This is a genomic window from Zavarzinella sp. (assembly GCA_041399155.1).
In the GTDB taxonomy this organism is placed as follows: domain Bacteria; phylum Planctomycetota; class Planctomycetia; order Gemmatales; family Gemmataceae; genus JAWKTI01.
This window is the reverse complement of record JAWKTI010000002.1, coordinates 234,189-258,138: the sequence shown is the minus strand read 5'-3', so window position 1 is coordinate 258,138 and position 23,950 is coordinate 234,189. Positions and strand designations below refer to the sequence as shown.

The 23,950-nt window shown below is 50.2% G+C and carries 17 protein-coding genes, 1 tRNA gene and 1 pseudogene; 7 read left to right on the top strand and 12 right to left on the bottom strand.

Going from position 1 to position 23,950, the window contains the following annotated elements; translation table 11 throughout:
• Positions 1-13: 13 nt before the first annotated feature.
• The 3 genes from R3B84_11185 to R3B84_11175 are packed head-to-tail and all read right to left on the bottom strand — an operon-like array spanning position 14 to position 4,428.
• A complete protein-coding gene (locus tag R3B84_11185; protein MEZ6141122.1) occupies positions 14-2,659 on the bottom strand; it encodes a hypothetical protein in 2,646 nt (881 codons plus the stop codon).
• Positions 2,660-2,717: 58 nt separating this feature from the next.
• On the bottom strand, positions 2,718-3,674 hold the full coding sequence (locus R3B84_11180) for an ABC transporter permease (GenBank protein ID MEZ6141121.1): 957 nt from the start codon (positions 3,672-3,674) through the stop codon (positions 2,718-2,720).
• Between the two features lie 34 nt (positions 3,675-3,708).
• Positions 3,709-4,428 carry an ATP-binding cassette domain-containing protein gene (locus R3B84_11175; GenBank protein MEZ6141120.1) on the bottom strand — a complete coding sequence of 240 codons (720 nt, stop codon included), beginning with the start codon at positions 4,426-4,428 and terminating at the stop codon, positions 3,709-3,711.
• A gap of 373 nt (positions 4,429-4,801) precedes the next feature.
• Here R3B84_11175 and R3B84_11170 point away from each other — a divergent pair, with 373 nt between their 5' ends.
• Complete coding sequence (locus tag R3B84_11170) at positions 4,802-5,323, top strand: hypothetical protein (GenBank protein ID MEZ6141119.1); 522 nt, start codon at positions 4,802-4,804, stop codon at positions 5,321-5,323.
• 381 nt (positions 5,324-5,704) lie between these two features.
• Here the strand turns inward: R3B84_11170 and R3B84_11165 are convergent.
• The 4 genes and pseudogenes from R3B84_11165 to R3B84_11150 all read right to left on the bottom strand — a co-directional run bounded on the left by R3B84_11165 (position 5,705) and on the right by R3B84_11150 (position 10,797).
• Positions 5,705-6,058, bottom strand: a pseudogene (locus R3B84_11165) (redoxin domain-containing protein).
• A gap of 12 nt (positions 6,059-6,070) precedes the next feature.
• Positions 6,071-6,772, bottom strand: a complete 702-nt coding sequence (locus R3B84_11160) for a HEAT repeat domain-containing protein (GenBank protein ID MEZ6141118.1) — start codon at positions 6,770-6,772, stop codon at positions 6,071-6,073.
• A gap of 102 nt (positions 6,773-6,874) precedes the next feature.
• Entirely contained in the window at positions 6,875-9,526 is a 2,652-nt protein-coding gene (locus R3B84_11155; protein MEZ6141117.1) for a hypothetical protein, read from the bottom strand.
• A gap of 74 nt (positions 9,527-9,600) precedes the next feature.
• Positions 9,601-10,797: a site-2 protease family protein gene (locus tag R3B84_11150; protein MEZ6141116.1), complete on the bottom strand. Its 1,197-nt coding sequence runs from the start codon at positions 10,795-10,797 to the stop codon at positions 9,601-9,603.
• A 182-nt stretch (positions 10,798-10,979) separates the two neighbouring features.
• Between R3B84_11150 and R3B84_11145 the strand changes: the two genes are divergently transcribed.
• Entirely contained in the window at positions 10,980-11,927 is a 948-nt protein-coding gene (locus R3B84_11145; protein ID MEZ6141115.1) for a sugar phosphate isomerase/epimerase family protein, read from the top strand.
• Between the two features lie 29 nt (positions 11,928-11,956).
• Here the strand turns inward: R3B84_11145 and R3B84_11140 are convergent, their stop codons facing one another.
• Positions 11,957-12,745 (bottom strand): SDR family oxidoreductase, encoded by a 789-nt coding sequence (locus R3B84_11140; GenBank protein MEZ6141114.1) that lies wholly within the window; start codon positions 12,743-12,745, stop codon positions 11,957-11,959.
• 138 nt (positions 12,746-12,883) lie between these two features.
• Here R3B84_11140 and R3B84_11135 point away from each other — a divergent pair, with 138 nt between their 5' ends.
• The 5 genes from R3B84_11135 to R3B84_11115 all read left to right on the top strand — a co-directional run bounded on the left by R3B84_11135 (position 12,884) and on the right by R3B84_11115 (position 17,030).
• Positions 12,884-13,555, top strand: coding sequence for a metal-dependent transcriptional regulator (locus R3B84_11135; GenBank protein MEZ6141113.1), 672 nt, complete (start codon positions 12,884-12,886; stop codon positions 13,553-13,555).
• Positions 13,556-13,686: 131 nt separating this feature from the next.
• On the top strand, positions 13,687-14,097 hold the full coding sequence (locus R3B84_11130) for a hypothetical protein (GenBank protein ID MEZ6141112.1): 411 nt from the start codon (positions 13,687-13,689) through the stop codon (positions 14,095-14,097).
• Positions 14,098-14,185: 88 nt separating this feature from the next.
• Positions 14,186-15,499: a diphosphate--fructose-6-phosphate 1-phosphotransferase gene (pfp, locus tag R3B84_11125; GenBank protein ID MEZ6141111.1), complete on the top strand. Its 1,314-nt coding sequence runs from the start codon at positions 14,186-14,188 to the stop codon at positions 15,497-15,499.
• Between the two features lie 153 nt (positions 15,500-15,652).
• Complete coding sequence (locus R3B84_11120) at positions 15,653-16,729, top strand: glycoside hydrolase family 16 protein (GenBank protein ID MEZ6141110.1); 1,077 nt, start codon at positions 15,653-15,655, stop codon at positions 16,727-16,729.
• Positions 16,730-16,775: 46 nt separating this feature from the next.
• Positions 16,776-17,030, top strand: a complete 255-nt coding sequence (locus R3B84_11115; protein ID MEZ6141109.1) for a hypothetical protein — start codon at positions 16,776-16,778, stop codon at positions 17,028-17,030.
• A 492-nt stretch (positions 17,031-17,522) separates the two neighbouring features.
• Here the strand turns inward: R3B84_11115 and R3B84_11110 are convergent.
• From R3B84_11110 to R3B84_11095, 4 genes are all read right to left on the bottom strand, one after another.
• A tRNA-Thr gene (locus tag R3B84_11110) sits at positions 17,523-17,595 on the bottom strand.
• A gap of 104 nt (positions 17,596-17,699) precedes the next feature.
• Positions 17,700-20,087: an arylsulfatase gene (locus R3B84_11105; GenBank protein MEZ6141108.1), complete on the bottom strand. Its 2,388-nt coding sequence runs from the start codon at positions 20,085-20,087 to the stop codon at positions 17,700-17,702.
• 44 nt (positions 20,088-20,131) lie between these two features.
• Positions 20,132-22,510, bottom strand: a complete 2,379-nt coding sequence (locus tag R3B84_11100; GenBank protein MEZ6141107.1) for an arylsulfatase — start codon at positions 22,508-22,510, stop codon at positions 20,132-20,134.
• 98 nt (positions 22,511-22,608) lie between these two features.
• Positions 22,609-23,943 (bottom strand): excinuclease ABC subunit UvrC, encoded by a 1,335-nt coding sequence (locus tag R3B84_11095; GenBank protein MEZ6141106.1) that lies wholly within the window; start codon positions 23,941-23,943, stop codon positions 22,609-22,611.
• Positions 23,944-23,950 lie beyond the last annotated feature (7 nt).

Sequence of the window (23,950 nt, the reverse complement as noted above, 5' to 3'; positions counted from 1 at the left end):
CAACACAACGAACCTAACGGATGTTGCGGAGTAACAAGACACAGACACCAAAAATGCCAAAGAATATTGGTAGAAACGCCAGGGGGCCATAACTCCAATAGTAGGCAGCTTTGCCATGAAACTGCACACGCGGATAGGACCAGGCCTTCCCTTCACTGGTGGGCAGTCGATCGGAGCGATTCAGCAGCCAGTTGGTGCTGGCCAGAAGTAATTCTGCCTGTGCGGGTTCCAGATCCTTTCCAGTGAAAACACCCCCCTGCCCAATGACAATCATGCGGGAATTCGCCCGATTCATCAGTGTCGAATTATCTGCATCGCCTTTGGACACGCACGCTGCTGCGGTAAGCAAAGCACTGGAAAGCCCAAAGTCTCCCGGGGCAGCGAATGTGGTAGCACCAATCTGTTCGGTCAACGAAATATCGTACCAACTTACTGGAATGGGGGCATCGACAACCACACCCACTGGGAACGGGCCACGTCGCTCGGCTGCAAGCGTGTCATAGGCAGGATCGCCAAAGCCAGTGGCCTCATAGCGTGGTAAACGCAATACCGCCTGGGTGGGACTGATACGCCGGACTTCTGGAAATGGCGAGCTTTCATTCCAACTATTTGCAGAAGTGTCGATAAAGCTGGCAGGGAAACCCTGTTGCTTTTCCACCGCCTGGTGGACGTATACCGGCATCGGATGGCGCACCACCAACGACATTTTCCCTGCCACACTATCGGCAACGCGTTGTAGTATCATTGCCATCGGATTGTCTGATTTTTCAGGAAAGGTAACAGGTGGGATCTCTGCAGCAGCACCACCGAGAAGATCTTCACCCTGTCGTGCACTGAATGATTCGATTTCGCGATCAAACAGCACCGCCTGCTGGCTGAGGTATACACCACGGTCAGCGAGCAGTTTTTCAAAATCGTCCAGATAACCCGTTGGTGCGGGTGAATTCGGTTCCAGGTTTGCTCCCAGCAATGCCATTACAGGTTTCCCACTTTTCATGAAGTCCTGGATTGCCCGGACCTGTTCTGTGGAAAGGCTGTACAAACTTGCTGGAATCGATTCTTCTTCAGAGAGGTTAATCAGTGTCCACCGTGGGATAATGACCATATCACACGTGGCTAATTGTCTTGATAGTTTCAAATAAACGTCATTAACGCGATTATCTTCAAACGCACGTTCATCGCTTGCCAATATTTTCAGACGAGCTTCAGTATCTGCAAGTTGTTGATTGAGATTGTCAATTCGTTCCTGGGTGGATTTCATCACCGTCACAAATCGATTTAACTGTGCTGTGCGAAGTTCTTCTGTCAATTCCCCGGCCTGCTCATTGAAATACTTCGTCTTCAATTCATCTAGTGACAGTGACTGAAAGTCTTTTTGCAGGCGGGTTAACTCTTCCAGACTTTCGCGTTCTTCAGCCAGACTAGCTTTGGTGGCATTCAGCGTATTTTCCTGACGGAAAAATTCGGTTTCTGTGCGGTTGTAAGCTGCTGGGCTGGGTGGCTGCCCACGGGTGAATTTCTTCAGGATGATATCCACCACTTCAAAGCCATTGGCTTCCAGTGTTTTTCGTAAGCCAGCTGAAGTATATTGTTGCTGGGCACCAGTAGATGAAGTGGTTGAGAGCCATTCGTGGGAAGCCAGAAACGCAATCCGTGGCTTCTTTTCCTGCACAGAAAACACCCGATTGGTAAACGCTTGAATCGGCTGGGGCCACATCACCAGATTCCCACGTGGGGTACCTTCTGCGTCTTTGTTGGCTTCCTGTGAAAGTTTCTTGTCTAAGCGATAAAACTCATCGAAAGACATCCAGGGGATAGTATTTTCATAAACCAACGCATCATCAGTACCCTCCACTCGAGAGTGGTAGAGTTTGAGGCCTTGTTCTTTGCGTGCGGTCGCTTCAGCCAGGGGCAACTTTTTCACTAGATCGTCTGCGTAAAACAGAATACTGCTTTGGGGCAGTTCCTGGATTGTCTCGCCAATACCTGGGCGATTCGCCGTCAGTGCTTCGTATTCCTTTTCGTAGTCGTCAGATTCAATATTCAGCGACACTACCGAAAACTGCCCACCTAATTGGCGGAACTGGGCAATCAGATCCTTGATTTTTTCAATTTGTTTAAGTTCTGCAGCCACATCATAACGATCTGGTTCCCCACCTAAACGTGGGCCCTGAGCTTTTTTCTGCACAATTACCACAGTGGTTTTCTGCTTCAGAGCTTTGAGCTGCTGCACCACATCCTGTGGCAGGGTAAACTTTTTATCACGGGTGCAGTCGAATCGCAGAAAATACTGAAAAGAAAAGATATTGATCACTACCACCACACCGACAATTAGTGCGGACTGTAAGGTGGCATTAAAGCCCACTGCACTGCGACGGGCGGAGCCAAACAAGGCCGAAAGAAGTTCAATCGTTACGGCCAGTGCAAATGCTGCCGTGCCTGCGACGATACACCAGATGGCCACCCGCACAACCTGTTTGGAATCGTGCATCAGGCTGCTAATGTATGGCCAGGACAGATCGATATTACCCACGGGCAGGTTTGGGCGGGCCACAAACAACCCCACCGCAGCAGCCAGCAGGCCCAGCAAACCAAGAAATCGAATTAGAAGACGGGCAAATCCCGAAAAGCCCAGTCTGAGTCGTTCGTCTTTCTTCATGGTTGGATGATCCTAAAATAACCAGTGGTAATCAATATCAGCCGTTTCAAAAAACAGTTTAGCGCCAACGACGCGATTCAACACTTCGCACCGTTAAAAACAGCATCATGAATGTACCACTGAGGTAAAACACAATATTACGTGTATCAATCAACCCACGACCAAAGTCGCTGGTGAAATGCTCCGACACGGTAAAGAACCCAAGTATCCGGTGGGGCAAACCAGACGGATCGAACTGGGGCAGCAATACTTTCCCCACACCCACCAGCAGAATGCCTGTAACAACCGACAGTAATGCAGCTACCATCTGACTTTTCACCAGACTGCTGATAAAGATGCCGATGCTAAGGAAGAAAATTCCCGCACACATGATTCCCACATACGAGGTGAAGATGGGATACGGGTCGATCCCAGCCTGCAGATCCACAATGTGGACGACATTTTTGGTGTAGTGCAGATAGCCGAAGCCTGCTGCCAGGATGGTGCCAACCACCACAATCAGGTAACCTGTCCAGAAGCGGTTCCATGGCATGATCACCAGACCCAGCAGCAAAAGCCCAATACCCACGGCCATCATAATACTGTAAACCGTGATTCCTGCCTGCAGGTTCCAGGTGGGGTGCAGGTCCATGAAAATGGGCCAGAAGATCAGCGTGGGCAGCCACAGAAACTTATAGAACGCACTGCACGCGATAAACTTGCCTGCCACAATCTGCCAGTCGCGGATGGGTGCCGTCATTAACATTTCCAGCGTACCAGAACCACGCTCTTCGGCAAACAGTCGCATTGTCAGCAGGGGTGGGATCAAAATAAAGATCAGCCAGAAATACTCGTTTTCAAAATAAACGAGCATCGGAAACTCCACACCGCTGGGGCCACGTGGGGTCAACCGATCGACTGTCGTCTGAAACAATCCCCCCATGCACACCAGAAATACGGTGAACACGACATACGCAATGGGAGATTGAAAGTAGGCAGCGAATTCGCGACGAACGAGAGTTAACATCGATTTCATGATTGGCTCTTGGGGTCGTTGAAAATACGCCGAACTAATCCACCGCACCGGTGATCTGAATAAAAATATCTTCTAATGGTTTGTTTCCATACATCCTGCGGACACCTTCCAGTGTGCCCTGTGCTGCCACCTTACCCTGATAGATAATGATCAGAGATTGGCAGGTCATTTCCACTTCACTCAGAATGTGGGTCGAAAGCAGCAACGTGTGCTCGCTGCCGAGTTCTTTGATTAGCTTTCGGGTTTCCCGAATCTGCGTGGGATCCAGCCCCACCGTGGGCTCATCCAGAATCAGAACTGGCGGGTTGGCAATAAGAGCATCTGCCAGCCCCACCCGTTGACGAAAACCTTTCGATAATGTGCCGATCAATTGTCGCCGCACATCGCGCAACCAGCAGCGATCAAGTACATAACCGACTCGTCGATTGCGTTCGGTGCGGGAAAGCCCTTTCAACCCACCACGAAATTGCAGGTATTCTTCCACCCGCATTTCCAGATACAGTGGGCAGCTTTCCGGCAAATATCCAATTCGTTGACGAGCTGCAATCGGGTTCCAGAAAACATCTTTCCCATCGATCGTGGCTTTACCGGAAGTGGCAGTGATGTATCCCGTCAGGATTCGCATCGTCGTCGACTTGCCAGCACCGTTGGGCCCAAGAAAGCCAACGACCTGCCCGCGTTCGACATCGAAAGAAATGCCACGGACTGCGGCATAGTCCCCGTAGTATTTTGTCAGATTTTCGACGTGAATCATGGTGCTAATTCTGGTTCTTGATGCTATTTGTTTGCGCACAGTGTGCCTGATTTTCAGGCAAACAGTGGCTGATCGGAGACCAGCATGAACTTTTACTCTTACGCACATTAGCCATTTTTGGCAAGTTTTCTGCCGTCAGTTTGTAACGATTGTGCGGATGGCACAGACGTTAGCGACTGCCTGCAAAATGCCTTGCAACACTTCAACGTGCAATCGTGCCAGTTAGTGCAATCGTGCGTTGTGAAGAAATGATGTGCTGCACTCTGAGCAGAATGGTGCGTACAGAGTCGCACCCTCATTTGCCGATGCCAGTTCTGATGCCCCAGTTGGTTTGTCCTTGTGGGGGCTTTGAAAATCAAATGGGGATTTGACTATGCGTGGTGGCCAGATGCTGTTGCGGGTGATTGTGGTAGGGTTCGTGGCCAGTTTGGGTGCCTGTTCAGACAGCACTGCCAGCCGCCCATCCAACGATGCAAAAATCAAGGCGATGGAAGAGAAAATTGTTCAGGTGGAAGACAACTACCGCGAACTGGTGGCCTCCCGCGACGAAATGAAGAAAAAACTACTGGTAGTTGAATCGGATAATGCCCGCCTGAGCAGCACCAATAAACAACTTTCCGAGCAGGTTGCTGCCCAGGAATCGCTGCTGAAAAGCCGCACGGAAGAGCGGGATTTTCTGAGCGTGAATTACGCTGATTTTCGGGTTTCTTTGAAAAATCTGCTCGAAAAGGCGGAGGAAGCAGTTCGCAAGAACCAGGAAAAATCGAATTTACCCGAATCTCCCAAGGTGCCTGTTATCCCTGTGCGTTTGCTGGATGATCAAGACCGCCCCATTGAACCTGCCATTCCCACGGTGCCAACTCTGCCACTGCCGGAAAAGCCGGAAGGAAATTAATCGACCGTGGTCGAAATTTCCCCAATCAGAGGGAAGATAAAAACCAAGTTGTCAAAGATCAAATCGTAGCGTGAAATAGTTTTCACATATATAATATATCCACGTGAAAAATTAAAAATGTAATTTTGTTCAATATCAGAACGAAAACTCCCATGCTCTCTCTTTGCAAATTCTTATGAATCAAGAACTTACGTAAAGAAAAACTTTTTTGTGAAATTTTCAAAAATCGCAACCACCTGATGCTACACTAGTGTACAAATGGGATTTCTAGAGCAATACAGAAGGTGCTTACTGCTGTCCGATCACAAGGGAAATAAATTGCGTTTTATAATACAACTAAATAATTATGGGTAAATTCTCATTTTTCATTGATGCCCAAGATTATTTTTTCTTCGGTAGTGCTTTGAGCTGCGACACCACCATGGCCGTACTGGGTCGGTCATTGAATGTCGTACCACGTAAACCGTAGCGAATGATACCTTCCTGATCGATAATATAAGTGGCAGGCCGATTGCTCCATTCGGTATGGATTCTCATCTGACCTGCGACTCCATACATCGCACTCACTGTCTGGGTGGGGTCCATTAAAAGGGGAAAATGGATTGTGTCTGTTGATTCGCCCACTTCTTTCAGCAAAAACTTTGCCGACCAGACTTCATGAGGATCTACTGCTAAAAGAACTGCTGATTGTTCGTTAATTTCGGACAGTTTGCCGCGCAACTGCGCGAGCTGTCCGTGGCAGACTGGTCAGGTATCGCCGTAAATAAAGACCAGCACTACCGCAGATTTTCCACGATAGTCACTTAGTTTGATCTCTTTGCCCGTTACCGATCGCAAACCAAAATCAGGTGCCTTTTTGCCAACTTCAGCAGTGGCAATTGATTTGGGATCCCATTGAATCAACTGTTGCACCATTTTTGCATCTACCGCAGTGCCTTTACGCTCTTTTGCGTAATTCAGGTGCATACGCACATCTCGTTGCTTTTCAACACTCAGCAGTGCATCAAAGTCAATTTTCGGATCACCTTTCATTCCCAAAGCATCCACAGCATACAGACGCACCGTGGCATCAGGGTCATTTTTTGCTGCAGCCAGTAACGGCTCAACCGGAACATCGGGTGCCAGATACCGAAGCGATTGCGCTGCAAATATTCGCACATCTGCGTTGGTGCTTTTTAATGCTTCCAACAATGTCGGAATCCCCACTTTGCCATTCGCTACCACCCCCTGCATGGCGATCAAGCGAAATTTCCAGCATTGATCGTTTAAAGGGCGCATAAACTTGCCTGGTACCGTGCGAAACGATTTCTCCCAGGTCGAATCATCCCAATTTGCCTGAAAATCTTTTAACCACTGTGCAGTGGTTTTCGATTGGTCCTGTGCAACTGCTCGCCATGTGGGGAACAACGCCCACACCGCAAGCAGGAACCCACCAAATATCAATCGCATGAATTTCCCCCTTTCGAAAAGTTCAACACAGATTATTCTGTCTGAGAGATGGTCTGTTTGCCAACTGAATTTATCAAGAATGTGAGTCGAACGAACGATTTATCAAAAGTGCTGCAGATCTCGCTGAATTTGCTTGCGGATCTGCATTTCATCTTCATCCACCCACCGTTTGAGCTGGTGGTTCAGATTAAACTGTTCGTTAGAAATGCCCAGTGCCACGGCTTCCACCACTGCCAGGTAATAACAGTCGTCTGCCATACCCCAGATGGGCAATTTAGTAAAAAATTCCCGCAGATCATGGTACACAATATCCGGTTCGTCCTGAACCAGACAATTCAAATAGCTGACCGTGAGCTGATTGTGGGTTCTCGGATTGGCCCCCAGACCGCTGAGCAATTCTGCACGCACGTGGGCCAGAACTTCACGTGCTTTCCCCACCTGCTCAAAATAAATCCAGCCTTCGGCCAGTTTCAGCATCGCCGCATAATACACAGTGCGGTTCAAGCCAGACTTTTGTAACAATTCTGTAACAGACAGCCCTTGCAACACTAATTCAGATAATTGTTCGAGCAGTTCGATGGCAGCCTGTTTGTGCCCCAGGCGGGTCCAGAAACGGAAGATATTTACGGGCAGCATCGATGCCAGCCGAGCGGCAATTTCACCCTTGGTTTCTGCAATCAGCTTTTTCAAATAACGGATCAGTGGCAGAAACCAGTCGTTGCGGTCCCAGTGCGCTGCCACCACGATTCCCCAGCAGAGCACATGCACCCGCTGGGCGTTTTCCACATGGTCGAACGTGCGACGCAGATTCTTAAACAGCCGATCGATTGTCTGAAACAGATCCAGAGAAAACTGATCTCCTAATCGTATTGCTTGTGGCAGTGCATGTTCCAGCAAAATCATTTTCATTTGCTCGGAATCGGTTGATTTGATCAATGCCAGCCACGCTTCGGTGGAGTGCTTTGGCATATGACGTGTGCCCGGAATGGTAATTCGGCTACCTGCAAGCAACTGATACATTGCCAGGCGAATCGCACTGGTCTGATTCCGCATGTCGCGGTATGGGTCCTGATGGTAGGATGGATCGAGGATCCGGGACATCTGAAGATAGCGTTCTGCCTGGCGTCGCTGTTCATGTGACGGTTCTACCGGTCGATCGTAACGCCCACGTTTCTTTTTTTCAGCAACTAACTGATCGAGCTGATCAATTTCCAGTCGCCGTGAATCTGACAATGGGGTGCTGTAGGCCAATTGTTGTTGCGATAACTCCATGCGATCGCGAAATGCCGCCATCAGCCATTCCTGCGAACGGTTGAACATGGCCTTATTTTTTGTGAAATCAGTGCGCAACGATGTATCCAGCCAGTTCGCCACCTGCATGTTGCCCCCCTGGGCCATCGTCACAGCAAAGGTATTGCGAATCAGCAGATCGCGGTGCAGCACTTTCCCAGCGGAAGCCCAGTTTCGACAAAGTTCAATCATGCCAAAAATCCGGTCCGATTCCATCGTCGTGGGGTCTTTCACCGAGGCAGCTCGTGTCACAAAAGCTGGAAAATCACGATTCCGCACCAGCCCGTGATCCATCATCTCTGCCAATAAGCGGTCGCGGGCACGTGTCAGAAGCAGTAGATCACCAGTGGATCTGGCAAGATTTTTCCAGGCCAGCCACACCATCCGTACGGGCAACGCATTCTCCCGCTCTTCCAGATGCAGTCGGACCAAGTCGGGTGCGGGCAGTGCGTGCTGTTGATTCATTGCACAGGCGTAAATCCAATGGTCTTCCGGATTTTCATCCAGTTCCGCTGCTGGCAAAAATGCACTGTTCTGCGTTAACCAGGCAGCATTGGTGCTGCATAAACGTGCTTCCGGCCACATGGCATTGGCGGCATATAGCTGGGCAAGTGGTTCCCACAGTGCCTTACGGTCGGGATGGTGGTAATCGCCGGAAATCCCAACAAAGGTGGTCTGCAGTGCCGTTAATTGTTCCAGTAATGGACGGTGGGCATTTTCCGGCACCTTCAGTTTGGTCACCGTTACCTCCGGCTCCATCACTGGCACCACACCGGGCGTTACCACGGGAACGTTGGTAGCACTCAGTGGCACCACCACATCCTGATTTTTCTGGCTGCTTTTCTCCTTTTTCTGCCCTTCAGTAGAGGGAACGTGGGTGATAAAATTGGCCAACTCGAAAAAATTGAGGTCCGGCATGAATTCTGGCCGCACGATCGTGGTGGGCACCAGGTGCTGCACACGCTGTGCTAATGGCAGAAAGGCCTCATTGGGCATGCTGTGCATCACCCAGCGACGGATTTCAGCATCAAATACCCACCAGAATACCGTGTCAGTCTGATCAAGCCACTGCCGAAGGTATTCCCGCCGGATGTGGGGGTGCCAAATGCATTGTTCTGGCAGAAAACAGTTCGGAAAGCGTGCATGCGAGCAAAATGGCTGCAGTTGGGGCATGGAAATTGCAAATCCCGCTGTATTGCGGGATGTTCGCAGCACCAGACAGGTACCGGAGTGAGTCTGCAGCCAGGCAGAATCGAGCTGCAGAATGGTTGTTTCGTGTTCCTGCTGGCAGAATTGCGTTAAGGTGGAGAGGGCATCGGAAGAGAGTACCCACAGTGTTGGTGGGGGCGATTTGGACGTTTTGGCACGCACAATAATCGAAATTGGTGCCGGAGATTGCCCCACCTCAGGTGTGGCGGAAGGTGGCACTTGCCAGTAGAGCGGACCTGGTTTTCTCGATTTCATGTGGCGAGTTTTGGCGGCTGGTGGTTGTCAGGCACGTGCTGCACCACAATGGTGCTCCGTCATAAACTAGAAGGTTAACTGTTATCGCGGGTTCGATCTCGCTTACGATCGCTCATTCGTTGCATAAAACGTCGTTCTTCCGAAGTCAGTGAATCTTTTCCTTCTCGACTGATTTTTTCCAGCAATTCATCCAGGCGGATTTCATCTGCCGCCTGTTGCTCTTTTTCCTTCCGAAGTCGCCTTTCCCGCTTGGCTTTCACCCAGCGGCGGATAAAGCCTTCCCGTTTTTTCCGTGGGCGGTCATCATCTGCTCCAAACGCTCCATACCCTTTGGAAAAATCATAACCAAAGGCTCCCGCTTCCTGATAGCCACCCATTTCCAGCATTCGTAACTGCTGATAACAGGTAATCAGAATAAAGATGCCCAGTGCCAACAGCATGGTTTCATTTAACCAGAAAGAAATCAACAGAAATAGAAAGGCGGTAGCAAAACCAGCATAACAGGCGATCGTCGTCGCCTGCTTGAAGTCGTCGGTGCGGCCCCAGATCAGGCATTGTAGAATCCGCCCTCCGTCCAGCGGAAAGGCGGGCAGCAGATTAAACAGTAACAGCATCCAGCTTACCCAGAACAGGCGGGCCGTCCAGAGTACCCAGGTGGGATAACGCACCTCCTCCGGTTCAATTACCCGAATGGCTTTGGAATCCTTCATCGCCACCAGACTACCATCATCTAATTGAAATAACTGATAAGAGTGGATTAATTTTCCAGTATTCGCATCCTCAAAGTAGGCCAGGTTACCAAACCCTGGCAGTGCGGTAGTGCCTGTTTTCCAATGATGAAGTTCCGGCTGGTAGAGTTGCCGCGACTGGAAAATGTTCATCGGTGGCAGAAAGCCTGCAATAAACAGGGCCACCGTGGCAGCCAGGCAGATCCAGACGTTGACCATCGGACCACCCACCGCCGTAACCAGATTGGCCCGCGCAGTATGGGGCACACTGCAATATGCCAGCCCACCAAGGGGCCACATCAGAATTTCTTCCGCATCTCCATTCACGCGGCGTGCGGCAAAACAGTGGCCGAATTCATGCAGCAGAATAATGACAAACAACATGACGACCCAGATCAGCACGAAATCGAGCCAATGGTGGGGATCCTGCGAATATGCTCGCAGAATCAACCCCAGCGTCAGGATGATATAGATGATGTGGATTCGCACCTGAATGCCAAACGCGCGAAACAACGGCAACGACCACGAAAACGGATCACGCATGGTTCAGGCCCGCACAACTACCGGATAGTTAAACAAATCTTCACAATCTATCTTAGCGGTTCCAACCCACGTGGGTACAAGTTGGCCAGTTTGCGGCAAAAGTTTCATACGGATCCAATTCAGCGAATATTTTGTAAAAAATGCTGTAACAAAAACTTCTTTCCCATTTGAGAGTTGCATTCATGAATCTGCCAGATACCAATCGTCGTCAATTTTTTACTGGTTCTACCCTTGCCGTGGGTGCTGCGGCACTTGCTGGTAACTCGGTCAGTCTTGGTCAGGAAAAACCTGCTGCAATCATCACCCCACCCACGGGAAAAACGATTCTGCTTTCCTGTAAGTTGGGAATGATCCCCAAGAAACTTGATGGGAAAGATCTGACAATCGCACAACGATTAAAGCTTGCCAAAGATGCGGGGTTTGATGGGGTAGATTTCGATCAGGCGGCAGAATTTACACCAGAGCAGGCTCGTCAGGCGGTGCAGGAATCGGGCATGTTTGTCCACAACGCCATCAACCATGCCCACTGGAACAAGAGGTTGACCAGTCCAAACGCTGAAGATCGTGCTGCGGGCGTGAAGAATATCGAGCATTGCATCCGCGTCTCCCACGCAGCAGGTGGGAATGGCGTGCTCATTGTCATTGGACGTGGGGGAGACGGTGCCGCCGATGTGATTGACGCACGAGCACGAGAAGAGATCCGCAAACTGCTCCCACTAGCGGCTGCACTTGGCCAGCCAATTCTGTTTGAAAATGTCTGGAATCAGATGCACTACGATCACAACGCCCCGCCTGAACAATCGGCGAAAAAGTTCGTTGAATTTGTCGATAGTTTCAACAGTCCGTGGGTGGGGATGTATTACGATATCGGCAATCACTGGAAATACGGTCAACCGGGCGATTGGCTGCGTGAATTCGGCCATCGGTGCGTGAAACTCGATGTGAAAGGCTTTAGCCGTAAGGACAATAAATTTACCGATATCGGCGAAGGCGACCTGCCGTGGGATCAAGTTCGCCAGGGCTTGAAAGATATTGGCTTTACGGGTTGGGCCACCGCAGAAGTTGGTGGGGGTGGGCTGGAACGATTAACGACGATCCGCAAGCAAATGGAAAAAGTATTTGGCTTGTAAGTGCCGAAACACCCGATTATTAACAAATATTAATGTTTTTCTGATTCCGCAATCGGTCTCATGCCCATTTGCTGTGCGTCCAGCCCACCATCCACCGGAATAATGATCCCAGTACCATAATTGGCAGCATCGCTGGCTAAAAACACATACCAGTGGGCGATATCAGCCACGGTGGCAATTTTGCCCACTGGAATTTGATGTTCGATCATTTGCCGCACCGCAGGATCGGAGCGCAGGCCAAAATCGGTCAGTGGGGTTTCTACCAAACCGGGTGCGATCCCCGCCGTCGTGATGCTGTGGGGTGCCAGTTCAATCGCCAATTGCCGGATTAACGCATTCATTGCACCCTTGCTGGCATCGTACAGCGTGTGGGCAGGTTCCGATCTGCTGCCATTCAGCGACGAAGTGAACAAAATCCGACCAGGTCGCTTCGCAGTGATTGCCAGTCTGGCGAATTCCTGACTGCATGCCAATGCCGACCAGACATTAATGCCAAAAATCCGCTCAAAATCGTGACGTGTAATATCCAGCAAAGGTGGTTCATTGAATGTCCCCACATTATTGACCAGAATATCCAGGCCTCCCAGGATCTGCTCTGCCCGCTGTACCACTTCGATTGCCCCACGGTCGGTGCGAAGGTCAACCTGCAAATAACGATCAGTTTGCTTTCCCAATAATGGGTGCAGCTCGATACAGGCTTCATAGGGCTGCTCAGAACAACAGAAGATGGTGGCACCCGCCGACGCAAATGCCTGTGCAACTCCCAGGCCAATCCCGCGGCTGCTCCCAGTGATCAATGCACGTTTCCCTGCCAGCATATCTGTTCTCTTCTGCCAATCTATGGCGTTCTGGTATCGTTGCGTTGTTTTACAACCTGAGTGGGGGATTTCCGCTATCGCCAATCGTGCCATCCTTAGTAAATTGAGAGTGCGATTACCTGAACCCTGTAGATGCAAATGTCTGCTGTTAGTCGATCCGTGCAAGACTACCTGAAAGCTATCCACCGTCTGGGTGGGGATCGTAATCAGGTAACACCTAACGAAATCGTCGAACTGCTGAATGTCCGTGCCTCTTCTGTCACCGGAATGTTAAAAAAGCTGGCAAAGGCATCACTGATCGAATATGAAGCCCGCCAGGGGGCAATTCTGACTGCTGAAGGCCTTCGGCTGGCATTACAAGTGATACGCAGGCACCGCCTGATTGAACTTCTGTTGACCAAAGTGCTGGGGCTGGATTGGAGCGAGGTGGATGTGGAAGCGGAGGCACTGGAACATGCCATTTCGCCCCGCGTGGAACAGGCCATCGCTGCCCACTTGGGAGAACCATTAGAAGATCCTCATGGTCATCTGATCCCCACTGTGGATGGTCAGATGGCGAAACGGGAATTGAAGAGGATTGTGGACTGCCACTCGGGTGATTCGCTGGTGATTCGGGAAGTTTCCGATTCCCACCCTGATCGGTTACGCCGGTGGCAGCAGCTTGGTCTGATACCAGGTGCAAAAATTAAAGTGATTGAATACCACTCACTCGATGATATTTTCACCATTCGCGTTTCTGCTCAAAAAAAATCAATCCATCTGGGTTCAGACGGTCTGGCGGGCCTGCTGGTAGAAAAAGCCAAAAGTTGATTTGAATCCGTCGCTTGCTCGAATTGTGAGATAATTTTCATCTATTTTTCTGAGTTGCACTGGACAAATGGTGGAAGTGATGTCAAAATAGGGTAACTTTTCTTGATTTTTCGACGCCAGGATGGTGCGACATGAATCGATTCTTACAAAGTATTACCTATTTCGGTATGCTGGTCATTGCTTTTGGTGTGGGCAGATATTTTCAGCCACCTGCTGCAGTGCACGTGTCCAACATCATCCAGGTACCAGAAGCTGCTGCACCCCAGGAACCTGCTCCAGCAAGCACGAAGAAACCGGGCGAACTTGTCTTCCCTTCGATGCAGGCAAAGCAGCCCATTCCGCCAACAGATCAGGCACTTCTGCCAGACGATCCCGCCTATCAATTAGTGAGAAAATCATTAAATATCGACCTGAGCAGTTTTCGCTCTGATGAGCCTTTGCCAGAGATTTTGCAAAGTGTGTATCGGCCTGCAGATACGCCGGAACCACCCAAAGCTTTACCGCGCATGGAGTTAGGACCGCAACCAAGAATATTAGAATAGTCTCATTTCTGTTTCCAGCTCCCCACGGTACCGTGGGAATCATAAATTCACATCATTGTTCAAATGACTAGCAACCTGCAAGGAAATCATGGAAACAGTGTTGAAGGGAAAACGGCTGGGGATTGTTGTCGGTGGTGGCCCCGCACCGGGAATTAATGGCGTGATTAGTTCGGTTACCATCGATGCCATTCTGACCTACGGCATGGAAGTAATCGGTTTTCAAAATGGTTTTAAACATCTGGTAGAAGGCTCTACCACCAAAAATCGCATTCTGACTGTAGAAGAGGTAGCTGCGCACTACCTGCAAGGTGGGTCGATTCTGGGAACGGCACGCACCAATCCGGCGAAAAAAGAAGCCGACATGCAGAATGTTCTGAAAGTGCTTGATGAAATGAACATTTCCTGCCTGGTGACGATAGGTGGGGATGATACGGCATTTTCCGGCAGCCAGGTGGCCAAACGGGTGGGTCCTGGCTCCGGCAGTAAAGACAAAATGATCCGCGTCTGCCACGTGCCCAAAACGATCGATAACGATTTACCTCTGCCGGAAGGCACCCCCACCTTCGGCTTTGAAACCGCACGCCACCTGGGAACGCTGACCACCCGAGCCCTGCACGCGGATGCCAAGACCACCGGTCGCTGGTATATCATCATCAGCATGGGACGAGCCGCAGGCCACCTGGCACTGGGCATTGGCAAATCCAGTGCTTCCACCATCACAATTATTCCGGAAGAATTTGCCGGTCAGCCGATTACACTGGAATCGGTGGCGGACCTGATCATCGGTTCGATTATTAAACGCAAACTTGGCGACAAAAATTATGGCGTTGCCGTGTTGGCCGAAGGTTTGATTGAGGCAATTGGTGAGAAAGGCTTAATCAATGCGATTGGTGCGGATAAATTAAAACTTTATGGCAAAATCGAACGCGATGACCACAACCACTTGCGGTTGGGGGAACTCGACTTTGGCCGAATCGTGAAGGATTACCTGGGGGCACGTCTGTCGGAACTGGGCCTCAAGGTTGATTTCATCAGTAAAGACCTGGGATACGAACTTCGTTCCGCAGATCCCATTCCCTACGATGCGGAATACACCCGCGACCTGGGCTTTGGTGCCATGCGGTTTCTTTCCAGCGACGAAGCCACGAAGTATGGTGCCATCATCAGCATTATCGACGGCAAGTTAACACCACTGCCGTTCGAAGAAATGATCAATCCAGAAACATCGCGGATGCGCACACGAAATGTGAACATCCACAGCGATTCCTTCCAATGTGCCCGCCGCTACATGGTGCGTCTCGAAGAGAGCGACTTTGCCGATGCTGGCCACGTGGCAGAACTGGCAAAAATTGCCAAGCTCAGCCCGGAAGATTTCACCAAACGCTTCAAACCCACCCACTAAAAGAGCACGCCCAGGACTTCTCTGAAAGTACAATTCCGTTTTTCATCCTGCAGTGTCGCCATCTGCTTACATCCTAATTGTATTTTTCTCGACGACGATTGTTGTAAAACAATGAATACAGTCCAGGCTGGCGATTGGAGCAGGAATCGCATCGTGTCAACTTCCGCGACTCTGCTCAATCGCGGACGATTCTGCCACAAGAAACTGATGAAATTCGCTACAAAGTTCCTCACCTTGGTCTCCGCCACTTTTTGCATCGCTGTTGCCAATGCACAACCGCAACTGACTGTGTCGCCAGCAGTTGCGCTGAGCTACCCCACTGAACTCGGTAAGTATTACCAGCTCCAGGTGAAAAAAGGTACGGATTGGAAAAATGTGGGTTTTGCAACGAAAGGCACAGGTAGTCCAGTTGGTGGGCTCTATCCCGCTGGTGAGTACCGCGTGATCTCTCCTTCTCGCGAATGGGTGCTGGTATGGGCAGATGAGTTCGACGGCACCGATCTGGATTACAGCAAGTGGGAGAAGGAAGAGAACAACTACGGAGGGGGAAACAATGAACGGCAAGCCTACCGCACCGATCCAAAATATTGTTTCGTGAAGGATGGGATGTTGAAGATCGCAGTAGACCGCGACTCTCACACAACGAGCGATGGCAAGACGCAGCCCTACTCCTCCGCCAGAATCAGAACGCAGAAGCGGGCTGAATGGAAGTACGGACGCTTCGAGATCCGTGCCAAAATGCCCAAAGGCCAGGGGATCTGGCCGGCAGTCTGGATGCTGCCCACCGAGTCGAAATATGGGCGTTGGGCTGCGGGCGGCGAGATCGATATCATCGAATCTCGCGGCAGTGCAGTTCATGAAACTACCGGCGCACTCCATTTCGGAGGAACCTGGCCCCGCAATACCTATCTTGCTCATGCATACAAGTTTCCAAAGCAAGATGCCGCGGAAGCCTTTCATGTTTATGCTCTGGAATGGAACGCAGACGAGATCAAGTGGTACGTCGATGGGACTTTGTGTAAGACGCGAAAAAAAACCGAGTGGTTTTCCGAAGCGGCAAAGGAGAACTCGAGCGCACCATTCGACCAGCCATTTCATATGATCGTCAACGTGGCTGTTGATGGTCGCTTCTTTGAAAAGACCGGCCAACGTGCCGATTTGCTGCCACCCGAAGCCTTTCCCCAAATCCTGCAGATTGACTACATTCGTGTCTACCAGTGGTCGGAGTGAACCGGAAGCGCTCGTTCTCTATCACTGCTTTGAAGTCGGAGTAGAGATGAAAGTCGTTCACCGAACGAGTACAGTGATTCGACTGATCTGGTCAGCCGTTCAGATTACTTTCTGGTTCCGATCGTGCCATGTTGTACCGGCTGGCCCTGGGGACCGATTCAGGGCATCTGAACTTGCAATCCTTAAGCCGGAATCGTTCGACCTATCCGCCAGCCCGCCTGTCGTACATTTGCAGGCACGCAGCAGCAAGAACCGCAACCAGCCATTCAACCTATTTCAATCGATCTGGCGAGCGATTTGAGGCCATTTCTGGCCGCAAAGCAGAAAGGCGAACAGATCTGGCCGGGAACCTGGAATGAAAAGGCCGCGAAGATGATCCGCCGGGATATGGTCGCAGCAGGCATTCCGGTTGAAACTTCTTCGCCGGAAAGGGATGAAGTACGCGACTTTCACGCACTGCGAAGCACATTCATCAGTAACCTGATTCGGAGCGGTGCAGACACCAAACAGGTAATGACCCTGGCACGGCATTCCGACCCAAAATTGACAATGAAACGGTACGCACGGACAAAATTAAGTGACCTGGCGGAAAAAGTAAACGGCTTGCCCACAGGTAAAAAGTTTGCCTTGCAGTTTGCCTTCGATTCTGACAATCCAAGGCAAACTATGACAATACCTGAAGATTTGAACAGTTATGGAAAAGTTGACTCGAAAATTGGCGAAAATTCGCAAAAGCCTACAAATTACGACGTTTGCGAACGTATGAGTGGTGCTGATGACGGGAGAGAAGAGAAGCCGACTTGGGGATTCGAACCCCAGACCTATGCTTTACGAAAGCATTGCTCTACCAGCTGAGCTAAGTCGGCACGTACAAACAGACAATTATCGTAACGAAAAAAGAAGGACTGGCAAGCACCCTGCCAGGTTCGCTAAGCGAAGACAAAGACTTTATCTACAAGCAAATCTCTTACTACTTCAGTTCAATCACGACTTTTTCAATCTTTCCGGTAAACTCAAAGGGGACATCGTAGTTTAGATTTACTGGGGTGCCCGCATCCGAGCCGATATCCAGACTTTCATCCAGGGTAATCCGGAGAGGGATTGTCTTTTCAATTCGTCCTTTGGCAATTTCAGTTCCATCTACGAAAAGTGTCGCCGTTCCCCCTTTCCCGGCACCCCCGCCGTCGTAAACAAATTCCATCTTAATAGTGTGTTTGCCTGGTTTCAGAGGTTCTTTACTTGCTATTTCGTAATGCTTGACATCGACATAATTGTAATGATAAACTGGTTTACCTTTGTCGAGATATAATCCCCAACCAGCGAATAAACCACCTTGTGTAACAATCATCCCTGTCGTGTCTGTTTTCACATCGACTTCAGCAGTAATTGACCATGATTTATTCTTGGTATCCGGACTGGCACCCTCTGGGATTCGATTCTGCCCCTGCGTATATGTGAATGATTTACGGCCTCGGGTCAGGCTGGGACGAATCGCTGGGTCAAGCCTCGACGTTTTGCTGTTATCAAATGGTAACACGTTATACTTTGCTGCCTCTGCAAAAAACAGCAATTTCATTTCCAACAATTTGTCAGGCATCTTCTTCGCTAGATCATTAGACTGTGAAAAGTCTTCAGGGGCATATAGCTCCCAGTTGTATTCCGTGATAAAATCTTTATCGGCGCCTGCGGGGCTCCACGGCGGCAATGGTGGGGTGGTACAGGCGACCCACCCATCGTGATAAATTGCTGAATTGCAGAACATTTCGAAATATTGCGTTTTCCGTGTGCCAGGCGCTTTGGGATTGGCGAAAGAATACGTCATACTGACACCTTCGATCGGTTTTTGTGTCACGCCGTTTACCGAACTTGGTTGTGGGAGCCCCACCACGTCGAGCAAAGTTGGCACGATATCAATCGCGTGGTGCCACTGGGTACGAAGCTCGTTCTTCGCAGCAATTCCCTTTGGCCAAGACATCACCATTGCGTTTCTTGTCCCACCGTAGTGGCTGGCAATCTGTTTCGTCCATTGGAAAGGAGTGCACATGGCGTGAGCCCAACCCACCGGGTAGTGGTTATACGCTTTCCAGGTACCGATCTCATCTGCTCGTTTTAATACTTCTTTAATATCTTCGACTTCGCCATTGAAGAACGTCATTTCATTCAACAAACCCTGTAAACTGCCTTCAGCACTGGCACCGTTATCGCCAGCAATATATATAACTAGTGTGTTATCCATTTGCCCAAGTTTTTCAATTGAGTCGACCACCCGTCCGATGTTATGGTCGGTCTGTTCCAGGTAGCCCGCATACACTTCCATAAATCGAGCGAAGACTTTTTTTTCTTCTGGCGAACAGGTGTCCCAGGCCTGGATCCCGGGGGCACGTGGGGTCAACTTCGCATCGGCGGGGATAACACCTAATTTTTTCTGTCTCTCGAAGGTCTCTTCGCGGATTTTGTCCCACCCCTGGTCAAACTTGCCTTTGTATTTTTCTACCCACTCCTTTTTGGGGTGGTGCGGGGCATGGGTCGCACCGGGAGCATAGTAACAGAAGAACGGCTTGTCAGGTGCCACTGTTTTCTGCATGTTGATCCACTTAATGGCCTGATCCGCCATGTCGTAATCGAAGTTATAATCCGGCTTGCCAAGGTAAGGTTCAATTGGTTTAGTACCCTCGGTAACGTTTGGTCGCCATTGGCTGGTATCACCACCGATGAAACCATAAAAGTAATCAAAACCTAAACCAGTTGGCCAACGATCAAACGGGCCAGCCTGGCTGGTTTCCCAGTCTGGTACATTGTGGTTTTTGCCAAACCAGGAAGTTCCGTACCCCGCCTGCTTCAGTACTTCTGCAATCGTTGCAGTATCCTTGCCCATGACGGTATCGTAACCGGGGAAGCCAGTACCAGCTTCCATAATGCATGCAGTGTGTGCAGAATGGTGGTTACGACCGGTAATCAGTGCGGCACGTGTGGGGCTGCAAAGAGCGGTCGTGTGGAAGTGGTTGTACTTCAGCCCCTTTTCGGCTAGCTTCGTAAACGTAGGAGTATTGCACGGACCACCAAATGTGCTTGTCGCACCATAGCCAACATCATCCAGCAGAACCAGCAGAATATTTGGTGCGCCTTTAGGTGCCTGCACTGGCTGTGGAAAATCTGGTATGGAATCTTTTGCCCGGACACCAATCTGGCCTTGAAACTGGCCTGGTGGAACAGGCAACACCGTTGCTTTTTGAGCGGGGGTCAGTTCTGATTGCTTTTCCTGGGCAGCAATATCATCAAAATGATTCGTCGCTGTCCACCATCCCACTAAACCCGCTCCAGATACCATAAAGATCGGTATCAGAAATCGAAAACTCATGTTGTTTCTCTTTGATTTGTCTGATCAATAATAATGTAATTGAATTACTTCTTCAGCTGAAAAACGATCTTTTCGATCTTACCTGTAAAGGGAAAAGTGCCCTTATTCTTATATGCAGGGTCAACAGGTGTGATCGAGTCGCGGCCAACTTCGAACGGCTCCAGCCCGTGTCGGAAGAAAGTGCGAGTGATCTTTCCTTCACCGGCGGGCTTATCATTCACAAACAGCTTGAGGGTGCCACCGCCAGTTTTCGAACCCGGATCAGGGGTAAAGTCGGTGCGGAGTTCTACTTTGCCCTCAGGTATTGCCTCGGTTCCATTGATCGTCACATCAGAAACCTCAAATCCTGTGTAACGGAAGTTTGGCTTGCCATTCATAACGTAGAGCGACCAACCTGCAGAGAATGCACCAGCACAAGTAACGACACCTTCTGCACCGCCTTTCGGGATCTCGAGTGTTGCTGTAATGGTATTGCCACGTGGGAAAAGCTGTGGGCCGATCGGTTCGGGCAACCAGACATTGTTGCCAAAATAAGTCCAACTGGTTCTTGGCTCACCTGCTAGTCGTAATTTTGGATCCATCCGTTCACTGAAACGTGGATCGAGCGGGAATACCCCATACTTTTTCGCTTCTTCAAGAAATTTTGCCTGGAGTTCCTTGAGTTTTTCTGGCTTTTCTTTCGCCAGATCAACCGCCTGACTGAAGTCTTCTTCAATATTGTAAAGTTCCCATGGTGCAGCCTGCATCATCTCAAGATTCTTACCCAGAGTAACCCACGGTACACCAGTACGAGCACATGCGACCCAGCCATCGTGATAGATCGCACGATTCGTTGCCAGTTCAAAATATTGTGTCGTGCGTTTGCTCTTTGCACTACCATCCTCGAAGGAGTAGCGCATGGAAACCCCTTCAATCGGCTTCTGGAGTATGCCGTTCACTGTTTTCGGTTCTGGGATGTTGCAACAGTCGAGAATTGTCGGTACGACATCAATGACATGGTGGAACTGTGTTCGCGTCTCATTCTTCGATTTAATTCCATTGGGCCAGTGAACGACCATCGGATTCCGCGTGCCGCCGAAATGGCTGGCCACCTGCTTGGTCCATTGGAAGGGCGAATCCATTGCCCAGGCCCAGCCAACAGGAACGTGGGGCTCACTGCTGGGTCCGCCGATTTCATCGATTCGTTTTGCGGTACTCTCGAGGCCCAGTTGCAGACCTAGTAGACTCGCGATTTCACTAAAAGTACCTTCGAGACCACCTTCCGCGCTGGCACCGTTATCGCCCACCACATACATCACGAGAGTGTTATCCAGCTCACCTGATTTCCGCAAGCTTTCAATATATCGTCCAACTTCCGCATCGGTGTATTCCATGTATGCCGCATAGTTTTCCATGAGTGCGGAATAGACCTTCTTTTCCTCTGCAGTGCGGCTGTCCCATGAAGGGATATCTGAGGGACGTGGAGTCAATTTTGTTCCTTCAGGGATGATCTTCTCTTTCAGTTGCTGAGCGTGGGTCAGTTCTCGTTGTTTATCCCAGCCATGGTTGAACTTCCCTTTGTATTTATCCCGCCATTCTTTGGGTGCGTGGTGTGGCGCATGAACTCCCGCAGTGCTGAAGTAGGAAAACCATGGTTTGTCTGGGCTTGTTGCACGAACATTCTGCGTCCAACGAATCGCTTCATCGGTCATATCTGCGGTAAAATGATATCCCTGTTCGGGAGTTTTTGGTTGGGGAACCCATGTCGTATTACGATAAATTACCGGGTAATACTGGTGGGTTTCACCCTGATTGAAGCCGTAGAAATAATCGAATCCCAAGCCAGTCGGCCAGCGGTCAAATGGTCCCGCAGGACTGATATCTGGTTCAGGTGTATTGTGCCACTTTCCGAACATGCCGGTCGCATAACCGTTATCACGAAGTGTTTCGGAGATCAGTGCTGTACTTTTAGGGATCATCCCGGTGTAGCCGGGATAACCGGTACCCATTTCGATGATCACGCCTGTAGCGATGGTATGGTGATTTCGCCCGGCCAGTAATGCACCTCGAGTGGGGCTGCACAATGCCGTTGTATGAAACTGAGTGTATTTCAAACCATTATCTGCCAGCATCTGCATGTGCGGCGTTGGTACTGGTCCGCCAAAGGTGCTGCACATTCCGAAACCCACATCATCCAGCAGAATCAGGAGAACGTTCGGTGCACCTTTAGGAGCTTTGACCGGCAGAGGATAGTCAGGGGTGGAATCTTTGTAAGTTTCACCAATCTTCCCTTTGAACAGCGGATCGGGTTTAGGTAATTGCAGACTGGCGGTTTTCCCAGGCTGGGCCAGCATTTCTTCCGGCTGATGATCCGAAGCAGCGAACCAACCCAGAAAACAACTCAATGAGGTTAGTGCAATTGTTAGAATGATCCGTTTTTGCATGTTGCAACTCTTTTGATGTGAGATTGTTAGATAATTGTAATCAATCGAGAGACAATCTGAAATAAAATTGTGGTGAAGTTCAGGTGAGACATGAATGGTTATTCTTCCTGAGAACTTTCGAAGTCTTCTTTCAAGCGTTTCCGCTGCAATCGGTGGTGGTAAAGCTGGGCAAAACGGTGGGATTCATCCCGCACAAATTGCAAAAGACGCAATGCGGCGGAGTGTTTGCTGAGCCGGATTGGTTCCGATTCCCCCGGCTGGTAGATTTCTTCTTCCTGTTTCGCCAGCGAAATAAGAACAGGTGGCTCAACAAAGATCGCCTGAAATGCCTGCAAGGCGGCATTTAATTGCCCCTTGCCGCCATCAATCAGCAAAATATCCGGAAAAACCGCCTCCTCACGCTTCATGCGGGAAAAACGACGAGAGACCACTTCCCGCATGCTGGCAAAATCGTCAATGCCCGCCACCGACTTGATTTTGTAGTGGCGGTAGCCCGACTTGAACGGCAAGCCATCCAGAAAACTCACCAGCGATGCCACCGTATCCTGCCCCGCAAAGTGGGCAATGTCCATCCCTTCGATGGTGCGTGGCACAAATGGCAGTTTTAATACTTTTTTCAGGCCCACCAGCCCTTTTTTGGGATCGGTATGGAAAGCTTCCGGCTGCACATCGTGGTCACTTTTCCCACGTAATTCCAGTTTGTTCAGTGCGGCAATTTCATCACGAATTCGCCCCGCCTTTTCAAAATTCAGTGCCTTGCTGGCTTCCTGCATCTGTTCCGTCATTTCCCGAATCAGCCGTTTTCGCTTGCCTTCCAGAATCAGCCGCAACGCACGGATCTGGCGGCGGTATTCTTCCTTTGTTACACGATTGTTACACGGTGCGGTGCACTGCCGGATGCTGTGGAGCAGGCAGGGCCGAAAAAAACGCCATTTGGGGTCATCTTCACGAATATCCAGCGAACAGGTGCGAAATTGAAAGACCCGTTGCAGCACCTGGATTGCCGCACGCAGGCTGCGGGCACTGACAAACGGTCCGTACAACTTTACCCCCTTCCTGCGGGGTTTGCGGGTGAACTCTACCCGCGGAAAATCTTCCCGAATGCGGATTTGCAGATAGGGAAAGGTTTTGTCGTCTTTCAAATCAGAATTAAAACGTGGCTGAATATCCTTGATCAGGCGGGCTTCCTTCAACAGTGCATCCACTTCTGTGGTGGTGGGGATGAAATCGATATCCACAATATGTTTGACCAATTCTGCCGTGCGTCGATCCACCTTGGCCTGTGCAGTAAAGTAACTGCCCGCACGATCCCGCAGACTTTTGGCTTTCCCCACATAAATGACGCGGCCCTGATGGTCCTTCATCAGATACACCCCGGGTGTGGTGGGGAAGGTCTTTACCTTCTCTGCCGGTGGTAGCGTAGGTTCATCCATGGTAACG